The sequence below is a fragment of the Sphingomonas psychrotolerans genome, from assembly GCF_002796605.1.
GTDB lineage: Bacteria > Pseudomonadota > Alphaproteobacteria > Sphingomonadales > Sphingomonadaceae > Sphingomonas > Sphingomonas psychrotolerans.
The window spans coordinates 1,154,185-1,175,402 of the sequence record NZ_CP024923.1 but is presented as its reverse complement, the minus strand read 5'-3'; the positions used below and the strand labels follow the sequence as shown (position 1 = coordinate 1,175,402).

Annotated in this window: 22 protein-coding genes; 13 read left to right on the top strand and 9 right to left on the bottom strand. The window is 64.8% G+C overall.

What is annotated here, in order from left to right; all coding sequences use genetic code 11:
• Positions 1-18 precede the first annotated feature (18 nt).
• From bamA to CVN68_RS05290, 6 genes are all read left to right on the top strand, one after another.
• Positions 19-2,700: an outer membrane protein assembly factor BamA gene (gene bamA / locus CVN68_RS05315; protein WP_100284220.1), complete on the top strand. Its 2,682-nt coding sequence runs from the start codon at positions 19-21 to the stop codon at positions 2,698-2,700.
• Positions 2,700-3,446 carry an OmpH family outer membrane protein gene (locus tag CVN68_RS05310; RefSeq protein ID WP_233503588.1) on the top strand — a complete coding sequence of 249 codons (747 nt, stop codon included), beginning with the start codon at positions 2,700-2,702 and terminating at the stop codon, positions 3,444-3,446. Before bamA ends, CVN68_RS05310 begins: the two co-directional genes overlap by 1 nt.
• Before the next feature lie 53 nt (positions 3,447-3,499).
• Entirely contained in the window at positions 3,500-3,922 is a 423-nt protein-coding gene (gene fabZ / locus CVN68_RS05305; RefSeq protein ID WP_233503693.1) for a 3-hydroxyacyl-ACP dehydratase FabZ, read from the top strand.
• 104 nt (positions 3,923-4,026) lie between these two features.
• On the top strand, positions 4,027-4,257 hold the full coding sequence (gene rpmE / locus CVN68_RS05300) for a 50S ribosomal protein L31 (RefSeq protein WP_029724515.1): 231 nt from the start codon (positions 4,027-4,029) through the stop codon (positions 4,255-4,257).
• 147 nt (positions 4,258-4,404) lie between these two features.
• Positions 4,405-4,740, top strand: coding sequence for a PilZ domain-containing protein (locus CVN68_RS05295; RefSeq protein ID WP_100281281.1), 336 nt, complete (start codon positions 4,405-4,407; stop codon positions 4,738-4,740).
• Between the two features lie 94 nt (positions 4,741-4,834).
• Positions 4,835-5,308: a hypothetical protein gene (locus CVN68_RS05290; RefSeq protein WP_100281280.1), complete on the top strand. Its 474-nt coding sequence runs from the start codon at positions 4,835-4,837 to the stop codon at positions 5,306-5,308.
• 333 nt (positions 5,309-5,641) lie between these two features.
• On the opposite strand, the gene rpoD is transcribed toward CVN68_RS05290, so the two are convergent.
• Genes rpoD through CVN68_RS05275 form a run of 3 tightly spaced genes read right to left on the bottom strand, consistent with a single transcriptional unit; the run spans position 5,642 to position 10,055 of the window.
• Entirely contained in the window at positions 5,642-7,678 is a 2,037-nt protein-coding gene (gene rpoD / locus CVN68_RS05285) for an RNA polymerase sigma factor RpoD (protein WP_100281279.1), read from the bottom strand.
• 42 nt (positions 7,679-7,720) lie between these two features.
• Positions 7,721-9,601, bottom strand: coding sequence for a DNA primase (dnaG, locus tag CVN68_RS05280; RefSeq protein WP_100281278.1), 1,881 nt, complete (start codon positions 9,599-9,601; stop codon positions 7,721-7,723).
• Position 9,602: 1 nt separating this feature from the next.
• Complete coding sequence (locus CVN68_RS05275) at positions 9,603-10,055, bottom strand: GatB/YqeY domain-containing protein (RefSeq protein WP_100281277.1); 453 nt, start codon at positions 10,053-10,055, stop codon at positions 9,603-9,605.
• 152 nt (positions 10,056-10,207) lie between these two features.
• Between CVN68_RS05275 and carA the strand changes: the two genes are divergently transcribed.
• From carA to CVN68_RS05250, 5 genes are all read left to right on the top strand, one after another.
• Positions 10,208-11,386, top strand: a complete 1,179-nt coding sequence (carA, locus tag CVN68_RS05270; protein WP_100281276.1) for a glutamine-hydrolyzing carbamoyl-phosphate synthase small subunit — start codon at positions 10,208-10,210, stop codon at positions 11,384-11,386.
• 3 nt (positions 11,387-11,389) lie between these two features.
• Complete coding sequence (locus CVN68_RS05265) at positions 11,390-11,743, top strand: hypothetical protein (protein WP_158298745.1); 354 nt, start codon at positions 11,390-11,392, stop codon at positions 11,741-11,743.
• A gap of 2 nt (positions 11,744-11,745) precedes the next feature.
• Positions 11,746-15,075 (top strand): carbamoyl-phosphate synthase large subunit, encoded by a 3,330-nt coding sequence (gene carB / locus CVN68_RS05260; RefSeq protein WP_100281274.1) that lies wholly within the window; start codon positions 11,746-11,748, stop codon positions 15,073-15,075.
• 247 nt (positions 15,076-15,322) lie between these two features.
• Positions 15,323-15,799: a transcription elongation factor GreA gene (greA, locus tag CVN68_RS05255; protein ID WP_100281273.1), complete on the top strand. Its 477-nt coding sequence runs from the start codon at positions 15,323-15,325 to the stop codon at positions 15,797-15,799.
• An 8-nt stretch (positions 15,800-15,807) separates the two neighbouring features.
• On the top strand, positions 15,808-16,434 hold the full coding sequence (locus tag CVN68_RS05250) for a rhomboid family intramembrane serine protease (RefSeq protein ID WP_100281272.1): 627 nt from the start codon (positions 15,808-15,810) through the stop codon (positions 16,432-16,434).
• Between the two features lie 17 nt (positions 16,435-16,451).
• Here CVN68_RS05250 and CVN68_RS05245 read toward each other — a convergent pair whose 3' ends face one another.
• The 5 genes from CVN68_RS05245 to CVN68_RS05225 all read right to left on the bottom strand — a co-directional run bounded on the left by CVN68_RS05245 (position 16,452) and on the right by CVN68_RS05225 (position 18,349).
• Positions 16,452-16,679 (bottom strand): DUF4170 domain-containing protein, encoded by a 228-nt coding sequence (locus CVN68_RS05245; protein WP_100281271.1) that lies wholly within the window; start codon positions 16,677-16,679, stop codon positions 16,452-16,454.
• Between the two features lie 75 nt (positions 16,680-16,754).
• Complete coding sequence (locus CVN68_RS05240) at positions 16,755-17,111, bottom strand: hypothetical protein (protein ID WP_233503587.1); 357 nt, start codon at positions 17,109-17,111, stop codon at positions 16,755-16,757.
• Positions 17,108-17,455 carry a DUF3618 domain-containing protein gene (locus CVN68_RS05235; RefSeq protein ID WP_199560215.1) on the bottom strand — a complete coding sequence of 116 codons (348 nt, stop codon included), beginning with the start codon at positions 17,453-17,455 and terminating at the stop codon, positions 17,108-17,110. The genes CVN68_RS05240 and CVN68_RS05235 overlap by 4 nt, the downstream gene beginning before the upstream one ends.
• On the bottom strand, positions 17,452-17,787 hold the full coding sequence (locus tag CVN68_RS05230; protein WP_100281270.1) for a phage holin family protein: 336 nt from the start codon (positions 17,785-17,787) through the stop codon (positions 17,452-17,454). The genes CVN68_RS05235 and CVN68_RS05230 overlap by 4 nt, the downstream gene beginning before the upstream one ends.
• A 13-nt stretch (positions 17,788-17,800) precedes the next feature.
• Positions 17,801-18,349: a hypothetical protein gene (locus tag CVN68_RS05225; protein ID WP_233503586.1), complete on the bottom strand. Its 549-nt coding sequence runs from the start codon at positions 18,347-18,349 to the stop codon at positions 17,801-17,803.
• A gap of 147 nt (positions 18,350-18,496) precedes the next feature.
• Between CVN68_RS05225 and eno the strand changes: the two genes are divergently transcribed.
• Both eno and CVN68_RS05215 read left to right on the top strand, forming a co-directional pair.
• Positions 18,497-19,771, top strand: a complete 1,275-nt coding sequence (gene eno / locus CVN68_RS05220; RefSeq protein ID WP_100281269.1) for a phosphopyruvate hydratase — start codon at positions 18,497-18,499, stop codon at positions 19,769-19,771.
• Between the two features lie 103 nt (positions 19,772-19,874).
• Positions 19,875-20,192: an FtsB family cell division protein gene (locus CVN68_RS05215; protein WP_100281268.1), complete on the top strand. Its 318-nt coding sequence runs from the start codon at positions 19,875-19,877 to the stop codon at positions 20,190-20,192.
• Between the two features lie 6 nt (positions 20,193-20,198).
• Here the strand turns inward: CVN68_RS05215 and CVN68_RS05210 are convergent, their stop codons facing one another.
• Entirely contained in the window at positions 20,199-21,002 is an 804-nt protein-coding gene (locus tag CVN68_RS05210) for a DUF1206 domain-containing protein (protein WP_100281267.1), read from the bottom strand.
• Between the last annotated feature and the right edge of the window lie 216 nt (positions 21,003-21,218).

Here is a 21,218-nt window from a genome sequence, read left to right as displayed (position 1 = left end):
ACGCTTCTTGCGGGCACCATGCTCTCGGGACTCGCACACGCGCAGACCGCCCCCGCCCCGACGGCACCCGTGCCCATTCCACAGGCCGTCACGGTTCCGGCCGTGCCGGTGCAGCAGGTGCGAACGATCCGTTCGCTGCGTGTCGAGGGATCGCAGCGCGTCGAGCCCGAGACAGTGCTCTCCTACACCCGGCTGCGCACCGGCGACACCTACACCAACGAGACCGTCGATCAGGCGATCAAGGATCTGCTGGCGTCGGAACTGCTCGCCGAAGTCGAGATTGCCGGCGTCGAGACCGGTGACCTGGTGATCCGCATCCGCGAGAATCCGGTGATCAACCGGGTGATCTACGAAGGCAACAAGCGGCTCAAGCAGGACAAGATCGGCAAGGAAGTGAAGCTGGCGCCGCGCCAGATCTTCACCCGCACCGCGGTTCGCGCCGACGTCGCCCGGATCATCGAACTCTATCGCCGTCAGGGCCGCTTCGCCGCGCACGTCGAGCCCAAGATGGTGAGTCTCGACCAGAACCGTGTCGATGTGATCTTCGAAATCAACGAGGGACCCAAGTCCAAGGTTCGTCAGATCAACATCATTGGCAACGAAGTGTTCTCGGACGGCAAACTCCGCGGCGAGATGGCGACCAAGACCTCGAGCCTGATGAATATCCTGAGCTCGAACACGAGCTACGACCAGGACCGTCTCGCTTACGACCAGCAGAAGCTGCGCCAATTCTACCTGACCGAAGGCTATGCCGATTTTCGGGTGATCTCGGCGGTAGCCGAGCTGACGCCCGACAAGCGCGACTTCATCATCACCTACGTGGTCGAGGAAGGCCCGCGCTACAAGTTCGGCCCGGTGACCGTCGACAGCGCGATCCGCGACTTCGACGACAAGCGTCTCGCGACTGCGCTCGCGATCAAGGAAGGCCAATGGTATAACGCCAAGGCAGTCGAAGACACGGTCGAGCAGCTGAGCGAGACTGCCGGCGCGTTCGGCTATGCTTTCGCCGACGTGCGGCCCGAGTTCCAGCGCGATCGCGAAGCGCTGACCATGACGATGAACTTCCACATCGGCGAATCGAACCGTACCTATATCGAGCGGATCGAAATCACCGGCAATCGTCAGACGCAGGACAAGGTCATCCGCCGCGAGTTCCGCGTCGCGGAAGGCGACGCCTTCAACACCTTCCTCGTCAAGCGCTCGCAAGATCGCATCAATTCGCTGGGCTATTTCCAGGACAAGTTCGAGGTCGAGCGCAAGGAAGGTTCGGCGCCCGACCGGATCGTGCTGGCAGCCAATGTCGAGGAGCGCCCGAACGGCGAGCTGACGCTGTCGGCGGGCTTCTCGAGCCTCGAGCGCTTCATTCTCCAGGCTTCGATCCGCCAGCGCAACTTCCGCGGCATGGGGCAGACGGTCTCCGCCTCGGTCGATTATTCGAGCTATTCCAAGTCGGTCGAGCTCGGCTTCACCGAGCCGTATCTTTTCGATACCAACATCGCGCTGGGCGGCACCTTGTTCCGCCAGGACTATAACGCGTTCAATTACATCGGCAGCGACCGCAGCACGACCTACAGTCAGGTCGCGACCGGCGGCCAGCTCGTCGCGGGCCTGCCGCTCACCGAATATTGGACGCTGTCGGGCCGCTACACGCTGCGCCAGGACAATGTGACGCTCGACGAATCCTCGTTCTACACCAACGGCCAGTGCGATCCGCTCAAAGCGGGCCGCTATTATTGCGAGGCAGTCGGCAACCGGATCACGTCGCTGGTCGGCGTATCGCTGATCTACGATAGCCTCAACAGTCGTCTGCGCCCGACCCGTGGTCAGCGGATGAGCATCGGCGCCGACTTTGCCGGCCTCGGCGGCGAAGTGAAATATGCCCGCGCGCGCTTCGAGGGCAGCAAATACTGGAACGTCGGCAGCGGGTTCATCTTCTCGGTCTCGGGCGAGGGCGGCTACATCCATAGCCTCGAGAAGAAAAAGGCGGGCATCGATCCGGTGCGTATCACCGATCGCTTCTACCTCGGCGAGCCGCAGTTCCGTGGCTTCGACATTCGCGGCGTCGGCCCGCGCGTCCAGCGCATCCAGCTGACCGGCGATCCGCTCGCGCCGGGCGGCAGCACCCAGGCGATGGTCACCGGCGACGACAATGTCGTCGACGACGCGCTCGGCGGTAAGGCCTATTACCTGACCAAAGCCGAGCTCGAGATCCCGCTGGGCGCAGGCGCGGCCGAAATGGGCCTGCGGCCGTCGATCTTCGTGATGGCCGGCAGCCTGTTCGGCATCACCCGTCCGGGCAAGACGATCGATTTCGAGCAGGCGAAGGACGCTTCGGGCAATTTGCTGTTCAACAAGGACGGCTCACCGACCCTGCTGCCCAAACAGCAGCTCGACGCCTCAAACAACCCGCTCTTCATCGCAACCGGCGGCGCCAATGCCGGCGCAGCGACGCCTTGTTCGGTCGGCTATGGCACGACACCCGCGAACTGCGTGGGCACCTCGATCAACACACCTTATACCACCCCCGCCTTCTACGAGCGCTTCGTCGGCGATTCCGCCAAGCCGCGCCTCTCGGTCGGTTTCGGTGTAAATTGGAATTCGCCATTCGGACCGCTGCGCATCGACATCGCGAAGACGCTGGTGACGGTGGACGGCGACGACGACAAGCTTGTGACATTCAACGTAGGGACCCAGTTCTGATGATTACCAAGAAAGCAATCCTGGCGGCAATGCTCGCCGCCCCCGCGGCGCTTGCGATCGCAGCGCCCGCCCAGGCCCAGGTCGCGGGCATCGCTTATGCCAATCCGACCAGCGTCGTCGCCAGCTCGAAGGCCTTTGCGGCTGCGAACCAGCAGATCTCGACGACGTACAAGGCAGCGTTCGATCAGATGCAGCAGCGCCGCACCGCGCTCGACAACGAACTCAAGCCGCTCGTCGCGCAGCTCGATGCCAACAAGGACGGCAAGGTCAGCGAGGACGAGGCCAAGGCAGCGCAGACCGCCAAGAATCCCGCGATCGAGAAGATCCGCACCGCGCAGACCAATGCGCAGAACGACATGCAGCGCCTGAGCAACCCGGCCGCCCGCGCCGAATTGTTCGCGATCGAATCGGTGCTGCGTCAGTATGAGGCCGCGCAGCTGCGTGTGGTGAACGCCCGCAAGATCAATGTCGTGCTGTCGCCGGAAGTGTTCATGTACGCGCCCGACTCGGCCAATATCAGCCAGGCGATCGTCGCCGAGATCGACAAGGTCGCGCCGACCGTCGGCATCCAGCCTCCTGCCGACTGGCAGCCTTCGCGCGAGACGCTGGCAATCCAGCAGCAAATCGCCCAGGCTGCGCAGATCCAGGCCTATCAGCAGCAGGCGGCGGCGCAGCGCCCGGCCGCCTCCGGTACCGCGCCTGCCGCTACGGGCACCCAGCCCGCGAAGCCGGCCGAGCCGCGTTGAGCGAGACCGAGACCGGCAACGCTTCCATCGGCCCGCTTGATATCAAGCGAGTGATGGCGGCGTTGCCGCATCGTTACCCGATGCTGCTCGTCGATCGCGTTGAGGAGCTGGTCCTCGGCGAGCGAATCGTCGCGATCAAGGCAGTGTCGATCAACGAGGAATTCTTCCAGGGGCATTTCCCCGGGCGTCCGATCATGCCCGGGGTGCTCCAGGTCGAGGCGCTGGCGCAGGCGGCCGGCGTGCTCGCGGTGGAGAGCCTCGGCCTCGCCGGTTCGGGCAAGCTCGTCTATTTCATGTCGATCGATGGCGTGAAGTTCCGCAAGCCGGTCGAGCCGGGCGTGCTGCTCCGCCTCGAGGTCGAGTTCCTCCAGAAGCGCTCGCGCGTCTGCAAATTCGCCGGCAGGGCCTTGCTCAACGGCGAAGTCGCCACCGAGTGCGAATTCACTGCGATGATCGCGGAACCACCCGCGGCCTGATTCTCGCCTGTGGGGCAGGGACGGTTGCCTTGACGGCGCCCCTCTGCTAACCGCCCGCGTCCGCTGCCGGTCGGAAACCGGCGGCTTTTCCAAGGAATTGACCCGTGAAGAAAGACACGCATCCCGATTACCACATGATCAAGGTGCAGATGACCGACGGCACCGTGTTCGAGACTCGCTCCACCTGGGGCAAAGAAGGCGATCTGATGACGCTCGACATCGATCCGCTGGCGCACCCGGCCTGGACCGGCGGCCGCGGCCAGATGCTCGATCAGGGTGGCCAGGTCGCGCGCTTCAACAAGCGCTTCGGTGGCCTTTCGCTCGGCAAGAAGTAAGCGCAAGCCGCCACGCGCGGTACGCTTCCAGTTTCAGAAATCCCGGCAGGGCCGGATCGTGCGGGCAAGCTCAGGCTCCCTGGCGGTCGGCGTTGCCGGGATTTCGTCGTTAACGCACCGTTAGCCGAACCCGGCTAACCTTCGGGCATGGCGACGCATCTCAGACACGCCTCGTTCGCAGCCGAGTTCGAGCCTGCCGAAAGCCTCGGTCGGCGGCGTACGCCGCGCGCTCCGGTATCGCTCGACGCCCGGGTGGGGCGCGGCGGGCTCGATCGCACGCTTTGCCGCGTCACCGATCTCTCCATCAACGGCGCGCGGCTCCAGACCTATTCGGAGCTTCGCGCCGGAGCGACGATCTGGCTGACGCTGCCCAGCATCGGTCCTTGTTCGGCCCGCGTCGTCTGGGCGCACGATTTCGAAGCGGGTGTCGAGTTCCAGACGCCGCTGACACCCCAGGAATTTGATATACTTACGGCGCAGTGAGAGCCGGATGCGGCGGGAAGAGACCCGGCGCATTGCCTTCCAGCGCGGTATACGTCACCTTGCGTGAACTTCACTGGTTTTTGGGGAACGGGTGATGCTCAAGACGCTCTTGTTCTGCGTCGTCACTGTCGGCCTCTCGGTTCCTGTGTGGGCAGGAGAGCGCTCGGGCGCCCGTTCGCGGACGATCGCGCGTGCTGGGCTGATCAAGGATCCTGCTGCCCTGCGTGCGCCGGCATCCGCGTCCAGCGCTGTCCCGCAGCGCTTCATGCTGCCAGCGGGTGGCGCACGGTTAGAACGCTTGCCAGAGCCGTTGACCGAGAAAGGGCAGGCGCCCTCTGCAGAGGCGGGACGCTGGGGTCCGGGCTCGACTTTGCCCGAGGTGACCGCCCGGGCAGGCGGAAGCTACGCGGTCCACGACATCCTGCGGGATCAACCCAGACCGCGGCATCGCGGGTCTGCGCTGAGCACGGCATTCGTTCTCAAGCTCGACGGGGATGCCGACAGCCCGGCCTTCAGCGTCGGCGGCGGCGGCGTGGCCGCGGCGATGTGGCGGGCCGTCCCCAAATAGGCGCGGGCGCGCACCAAATCGCAGAGCAGCCGATCTTTCGGCTGCGAATCAAGGTTGATGAGACCGCTACGCAAGCGGACGACACGTGCATTCAACGGTGGAAGGCCGATGATCCGCTATCGGAGATGCCTGCGCGGCGTTGCTGCGGGCCGCACCGGGGGGCGCGGCCAGCGCGACGAGCGATCGGTTTTCGATCCGGGGGGAGGAATGCTTCCAAGCCGCCGAACACGGCCGTAGAGGCGTTAAGACGGGCAGAGATGCCCATCTCGAAAACCAGAACACCCCCGGAAGCGATTCCGGGGGTGTTCTATTTTTCAGGCCAGGTCGGCGACCTTACTGGTCGAGGAACGACCGCATCTTGCGCGACCGGCTCGGATGCTTGAGCTTGCGCAGCGCCTTGGCTTCGATCTGGCGGATACGTTCGCGGGTGACGGAGAATTGCTGGCCAACCTCCTCGAGCGTGTGATCGGTGTTCATGCCGATGCCGAAGCGCATGCGCAGAACGCGTTCCTCGCGCGGCGTCAGCGATGCGAGGACGCGAGTCACGGTCTCCTTGAGGTTCGCCTGGATCGCGGCGTCGACCGGGATCACGGCGTTCTTGTCCTCGATGAAGTCGCCGAGATGCGAATCCTCCTCGTCGCCGATCGGCGTCTCGAGACTGATCGGCTCCTTGGCGATCTTCATGACCTTGCGAACCTTCTCCAGGGGCATGGAGAGGCGTTCGGCCATTTCTTCAGGCGTGGGCTCGCGGCCCTGCTCGTGGAGGAACTGGCGGCTGGTGCGCACCAGCTTGTTGATCGTCTCGATCATGTGGACCGGGATGCGGATCGTACGGGCCTGATCGGCGATCGAGCGCGTGATCGCCTGACGGATCCACCAGGTCGCATAGGTGCTGAACTTGTAGCCGCGGCGATACTCGAACTTGTCGACCGCCTTCATCAGGCCGATATTGCCTTCCTGGATGAGATCGAGGAACTGCAGCCCGCGGTTGGTGTATTTCTTCGCGATCGAAATCACGAGGCGGAGATTGGCCTCAACCATTTCCTTCTTGGCGATCCGCGCTTCGCGCTCGCCCTTCTGGACCATGTTGACGATGCGACGGAACTCGGCGAGCGCCATGCCGGTCGCCTGACTGATCTCCGAAATCTCGATACGGATGCGATCGACGGCAGCGGCTTCGTTCTCGGCGAACGCCTTCCACTTCTTGTCGAGCTTCTCCACCGTGGCGATGAAGCCTTCGTCGAGCTCGTGATCGACGTAGCGGTCGAGGAAGTCCTTGCGCGGCACCTTGTGACGCTCGGCGAGGCGGAGCATCTGCCCGCCCAGCGTCGTCAGCCGGCGATTGAAACTGTAGAGCTGATCGACGAGATATTCGATCTTCGCGTTGTGGAACTGGACGCTCTCGACTTCGGCGGTCAATTCCTCGCGAAGTTTGTGATACTCGCGCTCCTTCGCACCCGGCAGCTCGCCGCCCGCCGCCATCGCGTCGAGCCGCGCCTGCTGGATCTTGGAGAATTTCTTGTAGACCGAAGTGATGTTGGCGAACTTCTCAAGCGCCTGCGGCTTGAGCGTCTCCTCCATCTGGGCGAGGCTGAGGGTGTTGTCCTCTTCCTCGTCGTCCGAGATCCGCGGGGCGCGGCGCTCGGTCATCGAGTCCTCGTCCTCCTCCTCGACGACTTCCTCGACGTCCTCTTCTTCCTTGAAGGAAGCGCCCGCGGTCTTCTCGCTGATCTCGCCGTTATCGTCCTGCTCGGCGCCCTCTACCTGCTCGGCCGACGGACCCTTGGAGAGCATCGCGTCGAGATCGAGGATCTCGCGCAGCTGCATCGTGCCTTCGTTGAGCGCGTTCGACCAGCCGATGATCGCGTTGAAGGTGATCGGCGATTCGCACAGGCCGAGGATCATCGTGTCGCGGCCGGCCTCGATGCGCTTGGCGATGGCGATCTCGCCCTCACGGCTGAGCAACTCGACCGCGCCCATCTCACGCAGATACATGCGAACGGGATCGTCGGTGCGATCGACCGTTTCCTTCTTCTTCGCGAGCTCGAACGCCGGCTCGTCGCTGCCGCCATCGGGCGCATCGACTTCATCGGGCGTGTCGTCCTCGGCCTCGGCGTCTTCGCCGCCTTCCTCGTTCTCGACGACATTGATGCCCATGTCATTGAGCGCGGACATCACGTCCTCGATCTGCTCCGAGGTCATCTGATCCTGCGGGAGCATCTCGTTGAGCTGATCGACGGTGATGTAGCCGCGCTTCTTCGCGCGGGCGACAAGCTTTTTGAGCGTGCCTTCGTTGAGATCGATCAGCGGAGCGTCGCCCACGTCGATCGTGGTGTCTTCGCCGCTGCCGCCGCCATTAGCCTTCGCCATCAATAACCCTCGAAATGCTGATGGCGGCTATTATACGCCGCCCTAATCATCGAAATCTTCTTCGTCCGCAAGCTTGAGATTCGCAAGGCGTTCTTCGAGCTCCCTACGCTGCCGCGAAAACGCCACCTGACGCGTGAAAGCCTCGTCCGGCCCGTCCATCGCCAAAGCCGCTGTCGCCTGCGCAAGCGCAGCATCGACGGCTGGCAGAGCTACCATTACCTCGATTGCCTCTCTCAGATCCTCGCGTGCCCTTACTTCGTCCGCCTGATTGCGGGTGAAGGAGAAGGGCAGCGTGTCGGCTCTCAACAGATCGCTCGCCACAGAATCAAATCCCGACCGCGCCAATATGGTGAGGACTTTGCCGCTATCAAGCTGCCGGTCCTCCAGCGCGACGTCGATCACCGCTTCGAACAGCTTGCCGAGCGCGCCTGAGGCACTGCGCAGACTTCCCAGTACCTCCATATGCCGCGCAATCTCGGCAGGGTGACGGATCAGCCCGGCAAGCACCGCCTTGGCGAGCATCGGATCGATACCGTGTGTGTGCACCCCGCGCATCGTGGCGCCGGGCATCGTCTCGGGGGGCTGCCAGTTGCCGCGGCGGTCGCGCTTTCCGCGTGCGGGACCGCCGGGCGCGCGTTGCGTGCGGGCCTCGAAAGCGCGCGGTCCGCGGCCGAAATGCGCGTCGGTGCGTGCGCGGAACTCCGCCAGATATTCGTGCTTCACATTGCCGTCGACGATCGTCTCGGCAAGCGCGCTCAGGCGGCGTTTCAGGCCCGCCCGCTGCTCGGGCGTGTCCAGCGGCTCGGCGGCGATCTCGCTCTGCCATAGCCGGTCGACCAAAGGCTGAGGGGCCTTGAGCAAAGCCTCGAACGCCGCGGCGCCCTTGCTACGGACGAGATCGTCGGGATCGAGTCCGTCGGGCAAAGTCACGAAGGCGAGACTGCGCCCCGGCTGCAGCATCGGCAGCGCACGGTGCGCCGCCCGGAGCGCGGCTTTCTGCCCGGCGGAATCGCCGTCGAAGCAGAGCAGCGGCACTTCGGCCATCCGCCACAGCCGCTCGAGCTGATGTTCGGTGAGCGCGGTGCCGAGCGGGGCGACCGCCTCGCCGAACCCCGCCTGAGCGAGCGCGATAACGTCCATATAGCCTTCGACGGCGATGATCCGGTCCGCCTTGCGCGCCGCAGCCTGCGCACGATCGAGATTGTAGAGCGTGCGGCCCTTGTCGAAGAGCGGGGTTTCGGGGGAATTGAGGTATTTCGGCTCGCCATCGCCGATGATGCGCCCGCCAAAGGCGATCGTCCGGCCGCGGACGTCGCGGATCGGGATCATCAGGCGGCCGCGGAAGCGGTCGTACGGCTCCTTCTCCTCGACCTGGATCAGCATGCCGGCTTCGACCAGCATCGCGTCGCCATAGGATTTGAGCGCTTCCTTGAGCTTGCCGCGCGAATCGGGTGCGAAGCCGAGGCCGAAGCTGCGGGCGGCTTCCTCGGTGATCCCGCGGCGCTTGAGCAGGTTGCGGGCCTCGGCGCCTTCGAGGCCGTTCAATTTGTCGACAAACCACTGCGCGGCGTCGGCCATCGCCTCGTGGAGGCCCTTGGCGCGCTCGGCCTTCTCGGCGGAGCGGCGGTCCTGCTCGGGCATCTCCATGCCCGCGGCTTGGGCGAGTTCCTTCACTGCATCGATGAAGGGCAGTCCGCGCTGTTCGGTCATCCAGCGGATCGCGTCCCCGTGCGCCGAACAGCCGAAGCAGTGATAAAAGCCCTTGTCGTCGTTGACGTAGAAGCTGGGGGTCTTTTCCTGATGGAACGGGCAACAGGCGCGGAATTCGCGGCCGGCCTTTTGCAGCTTCACCGTCTTGGCGATGAGGCCCGACAGCAGCGTCCGGGCGCGAAGTTCGTCGAGGAAGGCAGGGGTGAGGCTCACCTCAGCTCAACGCCGCCTTCACTGCCGCGCTCGCCTTGCTCATATCCAGCGTGCTCGCATGCCGCGCCTTGAGCTCGGCCATCACCCGGCCCATGTCCTTCATGCCCGCCGCGCCCAGTTCGGCCTTGATCGACTCGATCGCCGCGCTGGTCTCCGCGTCGCTCATCTGTTGCGGCAGGAAGCGCTCGATCACTGCGACTTCGGCCGCCTCGCCGTCGGCGAGCTCCTGGCGGCCGCCCTTCACGTACATCTCGATCGATTCGCGGCGCTGCTTGACCATCTTCTGGAGCACTTCGACCACCAGCGCGTCGTCGTCCTCCGGGGCCTTGCCGGTGCGCGCCTCGATGTCGCGATTCTTGATCGCCGACTGGATCAGGGTGATGGCGGCCCGGCTCTGCTTGTCACCGGCCTTCATGGCAGTGATCTGCGCGGCCTTGATGTCGTCGCGAATCATAGTCTCTCTCGATAATCGGAAAGCGATCAGTCCTAGCCGATGCGGGCGCGTCCGTGAACCGGTTGACGCGGGGCGGGGAGGGGTCTAGCCGCCACCACTTAGCGACATCGTAAGGCCCTTGGGCCGCAACTCTATTGGAGCGCCACCCTTAAATGGCCGAAGCCAAACCCATGTCCGTGCCTGCTGGAGCCACCGGAGTCCTGGTGCTCGCCTCGGGAGATGTGATCTGGGGAAGGGGATTCGGGGCCGAAGGGCAGGCGGTCGGCGAAGTGTGCTTCCACACCGCGATGACCGGCTATCAGGAGATCATGACCGATCCGAGCTTCGCCGGTCAGATCATCAACTTCACCTTTCCGCATATCGGCAATGTCGGCGCCAACCCCGACGATGTCGAGGCCGACGCGCCGCACGCGCTCGGGATGATCGTCCGCGAGGACGTCACCGAGCCGAGCAACTTCCGCAGCACCGAGCATCTCGATGTGTGGATGAAGAAGCACGCACGGATCGGGCTTTCGGGGATCGATACGCGGGCACTGACCCGGCGGATCCGCGGTGGCGGGGCGCCAAATGGGGTGATCGCGCATTCGGCGAGCGGCGAGTTCGACATTCCGCTGCTGCTCCAGATGGCGCGCGAATGGCCGGGACTGGAAGGCATGGACCTCGCCATCGCCGTGACCACCGAGACGCATTACGGCTGGGAAGGCGGCGTCTGGCGGCTGGGCGCTGGCTATCGAAGTTCACACCAAGTTGACACTGTCGATGCCAGGCGGCCGCATGTGGTCGCGATCGATTATGGAAGCAAACACAACATCTTCCGTAATCTTGTTAAGGCTGGAGCTGAAGTGACGGTGCTGCCCGCCCAGGCAACATTCGAGCAAGCGATGGCGTTCAACCCCGATGGCTTCTTCCTGTCGAACGGTCCCGGGGACCCCGCCGCGACCGCCGAATATGCCGTGCCGGTGATCCGGCAGATGCTCGACAGCGGCAAGCCGGTGTTCGGCATCTGCCTCGGCCACCAATTGATGGCGCTGGCAGTGGGCGCGCAGACCAGCAAGATGTTCCAGGGCCATCGCGGTGCCAACCATCCGGTCAAGCGCCTCAGCGACGGCGCGGTCGAGATCACCAGCATGAACCACGGCTTCGCGGTGCTGAGCGAGACGCTTCCCGCGAACGCGCGCGAGACGCATGTGTCGCTGTTCGATGGGAGCAACGCCGGCTTCGAGCTGACCGACCGGCCGGCCTTCGCGGTGCAATATCACCCCGAGGCCAGCCCGGGGCCGCAGGACAGCCTGTATCTGTTCGAGCGGTTCGTGGGTATGCTGAGAGGCTAGCAAATGCAGAGCACGCCGCCACCAGAAGCTCCGCCGCCTGTCGTCATGAATGACGATCAGGCAGCGGCATTCTTCGCGCATTATCCGTGCGTGGTAGCGCAAGGTGTGCGGCAGTGCATTTTGGCAATCAACCTGAGCGGGACAAAGATTTCACTCGACGCGGCGAAAGCCAAGCTCGAGCGCGAGCAATGGAAGACGGACTATCTTCCCGATCGATCGGGCAAGACAGTCTTGAGCATCAATCCCTCCGGCCGGACACTTGAGCAGACGATGTCATTGGCACGTCGGCTCGAAGCCCATGAATTCGGCGCTCTCGAAGCGCAGATCATGGCCGTTCCGGCCCCAGCATCGAAGTAGATATGCCCAAACGCACCGACATTTCCTCCATTCTCGTCATCGGCGCGGGGCCGATCGTTATCGGTCAGGCGTGCGAGTTCGATTATTCGGGCACGCAGGCGATCAAGGCGCTCAAGGAAGAGGGCTATCGCATCGTCCTGGTCAATTCGAACCCGGCGACGATCATGACCGATCCCGAGCTCGCCGACGCGACCTATGTCGAGCCGATCACCCCGGCGATCGTCGCGAGGATCATCGAGAAGGAGCGCCCCGACGCGGTGCTCCCGACGATGGGCGGGCAGACCGCGCTCAACACCGCGCTGGCGCTGGCCAATGACGGCACGCTCGAGAAGTTCGGCTGCATCATGATCGGCGCCGACGCCGAGGCGATCGACAAGGCCGAAGACCGATTGAAGTTCAAGGACGCGATGACCAAGATCGGGCTCGAAAGCGCCCGCTCGGCGATCGCGCACAGCGAGGCCGAGGCGCTTGCCGCGCTCGAGCATGTCGGGCTGCCGGCGATCATCCGCCCCAGCTTCACCATGGGCGGATCGGGCGGCGGCATCGCCTATAATCGCGAGGAATTCCTGAGCATCGTCCGCTCGGGGCTCGACCTGTCGCCGACCACCGAAGTGCTGATCGAGGAATCGCTGCTCGGCTGGAAGGAATATGAGATGGAAGTGGTCCGCGACCGCGCGGACAATTGCATCATCATCTGCAGCATCGAGAATGTCGACGCGATGGGCACCCACACCGGCGACTCGATCACCGTCGCCCCGGCGCTGACGCTGACCGACAAGGAATATCAGATCATGCGCAATGCATCGATCGCGGTGCTCCGGGAAATCGGCGTCGAAACCGGCGGTTCGAACGTGCAGTTCGCAGTCAATCCGAAGGACGGCCGCCTGATCGTCATCGAGATGAACCCGCGCGTGTCGCGCTCGTCGGCGCTGGCGTCCAAGGCGACCGGCTTCCCGATCGCCAAGGTCGCGGCGAAATTGGCAGTGGGCTACACGCTCGACGAGATCACCAACGACATCACCGGCGCCACGCCGGCGTCGTTCGAGCCGACGATCGATTACGTCGTCACCAAGATCCCGCGCTTCGCATTCGAGAAGTTCAAGGGCGCCGAGGCGACGCTGGGCACTGCGATGAAGTCGGTTGGCGAAGTGATGGCGATCGGCCGCAACATCCACGAATCGATGCAGAAGGCGCTGCGCGGGCTCGAAACCGGGCTCAGCGGCTTCAATCAGGTCGACCGGCTCGTCGGCGCGCCGCGCGACGAGATCGAGGCCGCGCTCGCGATCCGCTCGCCCGACCGGCTGCTGATCGCCGCGCAAGCGCTGCGTGAGGGCTTCACCGTCGCGGAAGTGCAGGCGCTGACTGCCTATGACCCATGGTTCCTCGAGCGCATCGCCGAAATCGTCGCTGCCGAGGAGCGGGTTTGCCGCGATGGCTTGCCGCAGGACGCGCAGGGCATGCGCAAGCTCAAATCGATGGGGTTCAGCGACAAGCGCCTGGCTTATCTGGCGCTCAAGTCGGTCAACATGCGCGCGGGATCCGAGCAGATGGCGCGCAGCCACGGGCTGATCGGCGAGATTGCCAAGGCGATGAGCGGCGGGGTGACCGAGGCGGATGTCCGGAAACTGCGCCACAAGCTCGGCGTCCGCCCGGTGTACAAAAGGATCGACACCTGCGCGGCCGAGTTCGAGGCCAAGACGCCGTACATGTACTCGACCTATGAGGCGCCGAGCTTCGGTGAGCCCGAGAACGAGTCCAATCCGACCGACCGCAAGAAGATCGTCATCCTCGGCGGCGGTCCGAACCGGATCGGGCAGGGGATCGAGTTCGATTATTGCTGCTGCCACGCCTGCTTCGCGCTGGCCGATGCGGGCTATGAGACGATCATGGTCAATTGCAATCCGGAGACGGTGAGCACCGACTATGACACGTCGGACCGGCTTTATTTCGAGCCGCTGACCGCCGAAGACGTGCTCGAGATTCTCGAGGTCGAGAAGTCGAACGGCGAACTGGTCGGCGTGATCGTCCAGTTTGGCGGGCAGACCCCGCTCAACCTCGCCAAGGCGCTCGAGGACGCCGGCATCCCGATCCTCGGAACGTCGCCTGACGCGATCGACCTTGCCGAGGATCGCGAGCGCTTCGCCGATCTGGTCTCGAAGCTCGGGCTCAAACAGCCCGCCAACGGCCTTGCGCGCAGCCGCGACGAAGCGGTGGCGGCGGCCGAGCGGATCGGCTTCCCGGTGCTGATGCGGCCGAGCTATGTGCTCGGTGGCCGCGCGATGGAGATCGTCGACACGCTCCAGCAGCTCGACGACTATATCCAGACCGCGGTGCAGGTCTCCGGGGACTCACCTGTCCTCATCGACCAGTATCTGCGCGACGCGATCGAAGTCGATGTCGACGCGATCGCCGATGGCGACGATGTGGTGGTGGCCGGGGTGCTCCAGCATATCGAGGAAGCCGGCGTCCATTCGGGCGACAGCGCCTGCTCGATCCCGCCCTACAGCCTCTCCGCCGAGATCATTGCCGAGATCGAGAAGCAGACCGAGGCGCTGGCCCGCGCGCTGAAGGTCAAGGGGCTGATGAACATCCAGTTCGCAGTCAAGGACGGCGAGGTTTACCTGATCGAAGTCAATCCGCGCGCCAGCCGCACGGTGCCCTTCGTCGCCAAGGCGATCGGCATCCCCATCGCCAAGATCGCCGCGCGCGTGATGGCGGGCGAGAAGCTCAAGGACTTGCCGAAGATCAATCGCGACATCGATTATATCGCAGTCAAGGAAGCGGTGTTCCCATGGGCGCGCTTCCCGGGCGTCGATCCGGTACTGTCTCCGGAGATGAAATCGACCGGCGAAGTGATGGGGATCGATCACGATTTCGCCACCGCTTTCGCCAAGTCGCAGTTGGGGGCGGGGACCGTGTTGCCCGCGTCGGGGACGTTGTTCGTCAGCGTCAAGGACAGCGATAAGCCAGTGGTGCTTCCCGGTGTACAGATCCTTGCCCGCCTGGGGTTCAAGATTATCGCCACCGGGGGCACCGCCGATTATCTCGAAGCCGAGGGGATCGCGGTCGAACGCGTCAACAAGGTCGCGCAGGGCCGTCCGCATATCGTCGACCGGATCCAGGACGGCGATGTCGCGTTGATCTTCAACAGCACCGAAGGGTGGCAGTCGCTCAAGGATTCGTCGAGCATCCGCGCGACTGCGATGGCGCAGAAGATCCCGTATTTCACCACCGCTCCGGCGAGCGTGGCGACGGCGCGGGCGATCGAGGCACTGGGCAAGCACAGCCTCGACGTGCAGCCGCTGCAGGCGTTCTACGCGGGGCGCAATTAACCGTCATCCCGGCGAAAGCCGGGATCTCGTGCGGCTCCTCCCCCGCGCCTTCGCCTGAGATCCCGGCCTTCGCCGGGATAACGGATTGGAAGCGAATCGGGGGGCTTTCCGGGCAGACGCTTGAAGTTTGCCCTTGGCAGTCTTATTATTCGCAATCGCACAATTGATCTCCCCCAATCGATGTTAATGTGCGGGCGTACCCCTTGTGGGGCGCTTGGGGACCGAGGCGTTTGAAGGGCGGAATGGAATGGCGACGGTCGAAAAGATGCCGATGCTCAAGGAGGGCTATGAGAAGCTCACTGCCGAGCTGAAGCGCCTCAAAGCGGAACGCCCGCTGATCGTGGATGCGATCGAGGAAGCACGCGCGCACGGCGATCTTTCGGAAAACGCCGAATATCATGCCGCCAAAGAGCAGCAGGGCCAGAACGAAGCGACGATCTCGGACATCGAGGGCAAGCTCAGCCGCGCCCAGATCATCGATCCCAAGGATCTGTCGGGCGATAAAGTGGTGTTCGGCGCGACGGTGACGTTGCTCGACGAGGACGACAAGCCGATCCGCTACCAGATCGTCAGCGAGACCGAGGCGGATGCAAGCAAGGGCCGCATTTCGTACAATTCGCCGATCGGCCGCGCGCTGATCGGGCGCAAGGTCGACGAGGAGGTCGAGGTCTCGGTCCCCGCGGGCGACCGTTATTATGTCGTCTCGAAGATCGAATTCATCTGAGCGCGGCGATGCGCCGGAGTTCGGCGACTGCGGTCCTGATCATCGTGACGGCGGTAGTGAGTATCGTCGTCACGCTTGGCGGTGTCAGCGCCTATGAGGCGAGCATGCGCGCGGGATTCATCCCGGCGCGGTTGAGCGGCATCGAGACCGACTATCTCGCCGTGCCCGCGCTGCTGACGCCGCTCAGCTGCACCTTGCTCCACGCCGGGCTGTTGCACCTCGCCATGAACATGCTGATGCTCGGCTTCACCGGACGCGAGACCGAACGCGCCGTGGGCCCCTGGGGGATTCTGATTCTCTACGTCGTCGGCGCCTATGCCGCGGCGTTTGCGCAATGGCTTCCCGATCCGCAGTCGATCACGCCGATGATCGGCGCGAGCGGCGCCGCGTCGGCGGTGGTTGGCGCCTATTCGTTGCTGTTCGGGCGTTCACGCGCGCAGGCGATCGGGCCGATCCCGGCGCAGGCGGTGCACGTGGCATGGCTGGCAGTGGCGTGGACCGTGCTCAACCTGATGACGGCCTATGCCTTCCTCGGTGCTGGCGTGGCCGTGGCGGCGGGAGCGCATATCGGCGGATTTCTCGCCGGCCTCGCGCTCGCCAAACCGCTGCTGATGTGGAGATGGCGCCGGGCCTGATCCCGAGGCGTCGGGCGTTACGCCGCCGGTTTCTCCAGATCCGGCTCGAGCAGCCGGTGGAGGTGGACGACGACATAACGCATCTCGGCGTCGTCGACGGTGCGTTGCGCCGCGGCCCGCCACGCCTTCTCGGCGCTGGCATAATCGGGGAAGACACCGACGACGTCGAGTTTGGAGGGATCCTGAAAGTCGAGCGTCTGCGGGTCGGTCACGCGACCACCGAAGACGAGGTGAAGCTTGCTCATCGATACTCCTGGGGAGAGCGGGTTGGCGCTGCCCATACCGGGCAAAACCTTAACCGCTCAACCCCGAACTGATCCTTAGGCCTTTTGCCCGGCCGTCTTGGCTGCGTCGAGGATGTTGCCGAACAATGCAGTCACCTTTTCCTTGGTGGCGTCGCGGCCGGGAAGCAGCGAGTCGATCTCTTGCCGACCCGCGTCCTTGACTGCCCGCGCGGTGGCAGTGGCGCGTTCCGCCAATTGGCGGCCGACCGGGGCGAGTAGTTCGCGCTCCTTCGCGGCGCGGGGGAGCAGCACGCCCACCAGCACGCCGAGCGCGACTCCGCCGGCGAGCAACGCGACGGGATTGTCGCCGAGACCTTCGACTGCGTCGCGCGTCCGGCCTTTCGTCGTGCCGCTCGTGGTGCCGGGCTGCGCATTGCTGCTGGCATTGGTCATTTTGGTTGTCCTTTCTTCGCGGGCTTCGCGGATGTCTTGCTGTTCAAACCCTCCACGGCGGGGGCGGTTTCATTGCGGCGGCGCAGCAGGTCGGCGATCCAGCCGCGCGCGAACACCAGTCCGACCGTTCCGGCGATCGCCGCAGCGACGAAGGGCCGCGAACGCACCACCTCGACGCCTTTGCGCGCCGTCGATGCGACGCCTTGTGCGGCGGTCTCCACTGCGTTCTGCGCCAGGTTGACGGGCTTGAGCCGCTCCTGCACTTCGCCCAGCGTCGTGAACAGCCGGGCGCGGGCGTTACGGACCTGCGCCTCGGCAGCGAGCAGGCCGGGATCGGTGCTCATCCTTTGCTCCCGAACAACCGTTGGATACGGGTATATGCCAGCCAGCCGAGCAGGGCGGAGAGCGCCAATGCGGCGGCGATGACGATCAAGGTGGCCCAGCCGGGGCCGATCAGCGTCGCGAGCGCGAGAATCAGTCCGACGAGCAGCGCTGTAATCGCACAGAGCGCGATCACCAACGCCGCCGCGCCGAAGATCAGCCCGAGCTTCGCTTCGCCGAGCTTGCTAGCCGCGAGCGTGCGATAATAACCGAGCTCGGCATGGGCATAGCCCTTGCCGTCCGCGACCAGCCGCCCGATCAGCGCGCCGATGCTCTCCGTCTCCGGTTCGGCCACCCCCCGGCGCCCGTCAGTTTTCGGTAGTGTCAGCGGGCTGGCGCTCGCCAGGGTCCGAGGCGGCGTCGACGCCCGACTTGATCAGTCGCGCGAGGACGAAGCCTATCGCGGCTGCCGCTCCGACCGCGATCACCGGGCTCTTCTTCACCAGATCGGTCGCGTCGGTGATCAGATCGTCGACTTGCTTGCTGCGCAGGCTGTCGGCGAAGCTCGAAATGCCCTGCGCGGCGGAACGCGCGTAGCGACCATATTCCTCGCCGAGCCGCGAATCGACATCGAGCGCAGCACCTTCGAACATCTTGGCGACTTCATCGAGCGCGCTGGTTGCCCGCTCCTTGCCCTGGCCCGCGAATTCGCGGGCGCGGTCCGCCGCCTGGGTGCCGAGCTTCGACGCTTCTTCCTTGAGCTGCTGAGTCGAGCTGCGCTTCGGCTCGGCCAGATCGTCGGCCGCCTCGAAATTGATCGCCGCGGGGCCGGCGTTGCTTGCCGTCGCCTCGAGCTTGGGATCCGCTTCGAAGCTCACTTGCTCGTCGCCGGTGGACTTGTTGTTCTCGTCAGCCATGGCTTGGGCCCTTTCCGTTTGTCGTGCAGAGAACCATGGCCGTCGGCGCCGGTTCCATCCTCTGCGTTGCCCGGGGGCACAGGAGCGGTTAGAGGCTCGCGCGCGCCCTCGGGCAATCCAATATACCCTAAGTAGGGAGACCGTTACGTGACCGCAATCATCGACATCCATGCCCGCCAGATCCTCGACAGCCGGGGCAATCCCACGGTGGAGGTCGATGTGCTGCTCGAAGACGGCAGCTTCGGCCGCGCCGCGGTGCCTTCGGGCGCCTCGACCGGGGCGCACGAAGCCGTCGAGAGGCGCGACGGCGACAAGTCGCGCTGGCTGGGCAAGGGCGTCGAGGGCGCGGTGCAAGCGGTGAACAGCGAGATTGCCGAGGAAGTGCTCGGGCTCGACGCCGAGGACCAGGCCGATCTCGACCGCGCGATGATCGAACTCGACGGCACCGAGAACAAAAGCCGGCTGGGCGCCAATGCGATCCTCGGCGTCAGCCTTGCCGCGGCCAAGGCGGCTGCCGAGGCGCGCGGGCTGCCGCTCTATCGCTATGTCGGCGGAGTCAACGCACACCTTCTGCCGGTGCCGATGATGAACATCATCAACGGCGGCGAGCATGCCGACAATCCGATCGACTTCCAGGAATTCATGATCGTGCCGGTCGGCGCCGAGAACATCGTCGAGGCAGTCCGCTGCGGGTCGGAAATCTTCCACACGCTCAAGAAGAAGCTTCACGAAAAGGGTCTTGCGACCGGCGTGGGCGACGAAGGCGGCTTCGCACCGAACCTGAGCTCGACCACCGACGCACTGGACTTCATCATGTCGTCGATCGAGGCGGCGGGCTACACGCCGGGCGACGACGTGATGCTCGCGCTCGATTGCGCCGCGACCGAATATTATAGGGACGGCGTCTATAAGATGGTGGGCGAGGGCAAGACGTTCTCCAGCCTCGAAAATGTCGACTTCCTCGCCGGGCTTGCGGCCAAATATCCGATCTTCTCGATCGAGGACGGCATGGCCGAGGACGATTGGGAGGGCTGGAAGGCACTCACCGACGCGATCGGCGGCAAGGTCCAGCTGGTCGGCGACGATCTGTTCGTCACCAACCCCAAGCGGCTCCAGCGCGGCATCGACGGCGGCTACGCCAATTCGCTGCTGGTCAAGGTCAACCAGATCGGCACGCTAACCGAGACGCTCGAGGCAGTGAGTCTCGCCCAGCGTTCATCCTATACCGCCGTGATGTCGCATCGCTCGGGCGAGACCGAGGACGCGACGATCGCCGACCTCGCGGTCGCCACCAATTGCGGGCAGATCAAGACCGGCAGCCTCGCGCGCTCGGACCGGCTCGCCAAGTACAACCAGCTCATCCGGATCGAGGAAGAGCTGGGCGATGCGGCACGCTATGCGGGCAGGTCGGTGCTGAAGTAAGAATTCCCCTCCCGCTTGCGGGAGGGGAGCGCCGGTGGCGGGCCGTGCGCTAAGTGAAACTGCGGCCTTGCTTAACGACTCTGGTTACGCGAAAATCAACCTTATGGCGCGCACTTCTCCGATCCGTACTCTTTTGCGCCGCGCGGGGCTTCCCGCCGCGGTGCTCATCGCCGTCGGCTTTTTCGGCTACAATGCCGTGCTCGGCCCGACCGGAATCGTCGCGGCCAGGGAATTCCGCGCCGAGCTCGCGCAGAAGAACGTCGAATATGCCGCGATCGCCAGGAAGCGCGCTGAACTCAAGAACCGGGTCGATCTGCTCGATCCGAAGCGCGGCGCCGATCCCGACATGGTGGACGAGCTGGTGCGCAAGCAGCTCAACGTCGCGCGGCCCGACGAAGTGATCGTGCCGCTCGACAAGTAAGACCGGTCATTTGCCGACGCGGATCCGGCGAAACCGGGCTTCCACCAGGCTGTAGACACCGAACAGCATCAGCCCCACCGCCACGACCGCGAGGAGCAACGGTCCCTGCGGCTGCTCGCGCAAGGTGCGCAGCGCCTGCCCGATGCCCCCTGCCTGATCAGGGCTCGCCTCGAACGCCGCGTGGACGAGGAACCACCCGATGAGCAGGAAGACGACTGCACGGGCGGCATAGCCGATCTGTCCGGCAAGGCAGACATAGCGCGGCAGCGGCACGTCGCCGGCCAGTTCGCGCACGAAGCTGCCGCGATATGCTTTCCAGGCCTGCGCGCCGGCGCCCGCGATCAGCAGCAATCCTGCCAGCCCGAGCCACCATTCGCCGCCGGGCTGATCGAGCAGCCAGCCCGACCAGCTCCGCGCGCGCTCCTCGCTCGGGTTGGTCTCGGGGCGCGTGAAATGCAACGCCAGCCTGCCGGCATAGACCGCGAGGAAGGCATGGACCAACGCACTCCAGCCGAAGCCGATACGCTCCACGAGCGCTTTGGGCTCGGAGCCGCGGCGCTCGGGGTCGAGCACAGCCTCGCTCAGCCGCCACAGCGCGTAGCCGGCGAGACCGACTGCGATCGCGGCGACAAGGATGTGGCCGAGCGGCTTGTCCAGCAGTGATCCCATCGCTTCCTGATTGTCGGCAGGCGCGCTGCCGAGACGCGCCGCATCGAGCGCGAACCAGCCGACGAGCAGATAGACGAGCCCCCGCGCGGCGAAACCCAGTCTCGCCGCGAAAGTGGCGGCGACATTTGGCTGGCGGGTCATGTGGCGTGCGGACCCGGCGCGCTCGAGAGCGCAGCGAGGACTCGGCTAGACTTCTCGATCATCCCTGGCTCCCGGCAATCAGGCGGTCGTAACGGCGCAGCGCCGCTTCGGTTGCGTGGGCGAAGCCCTTCGGCTTCCGACGCCCGCCGGAGCGCGCGCAGCGGCTTCCTGGCGGAACGTCGTTGCTTCTCCGCGCGTCGACGTTGCGTCCGGGCC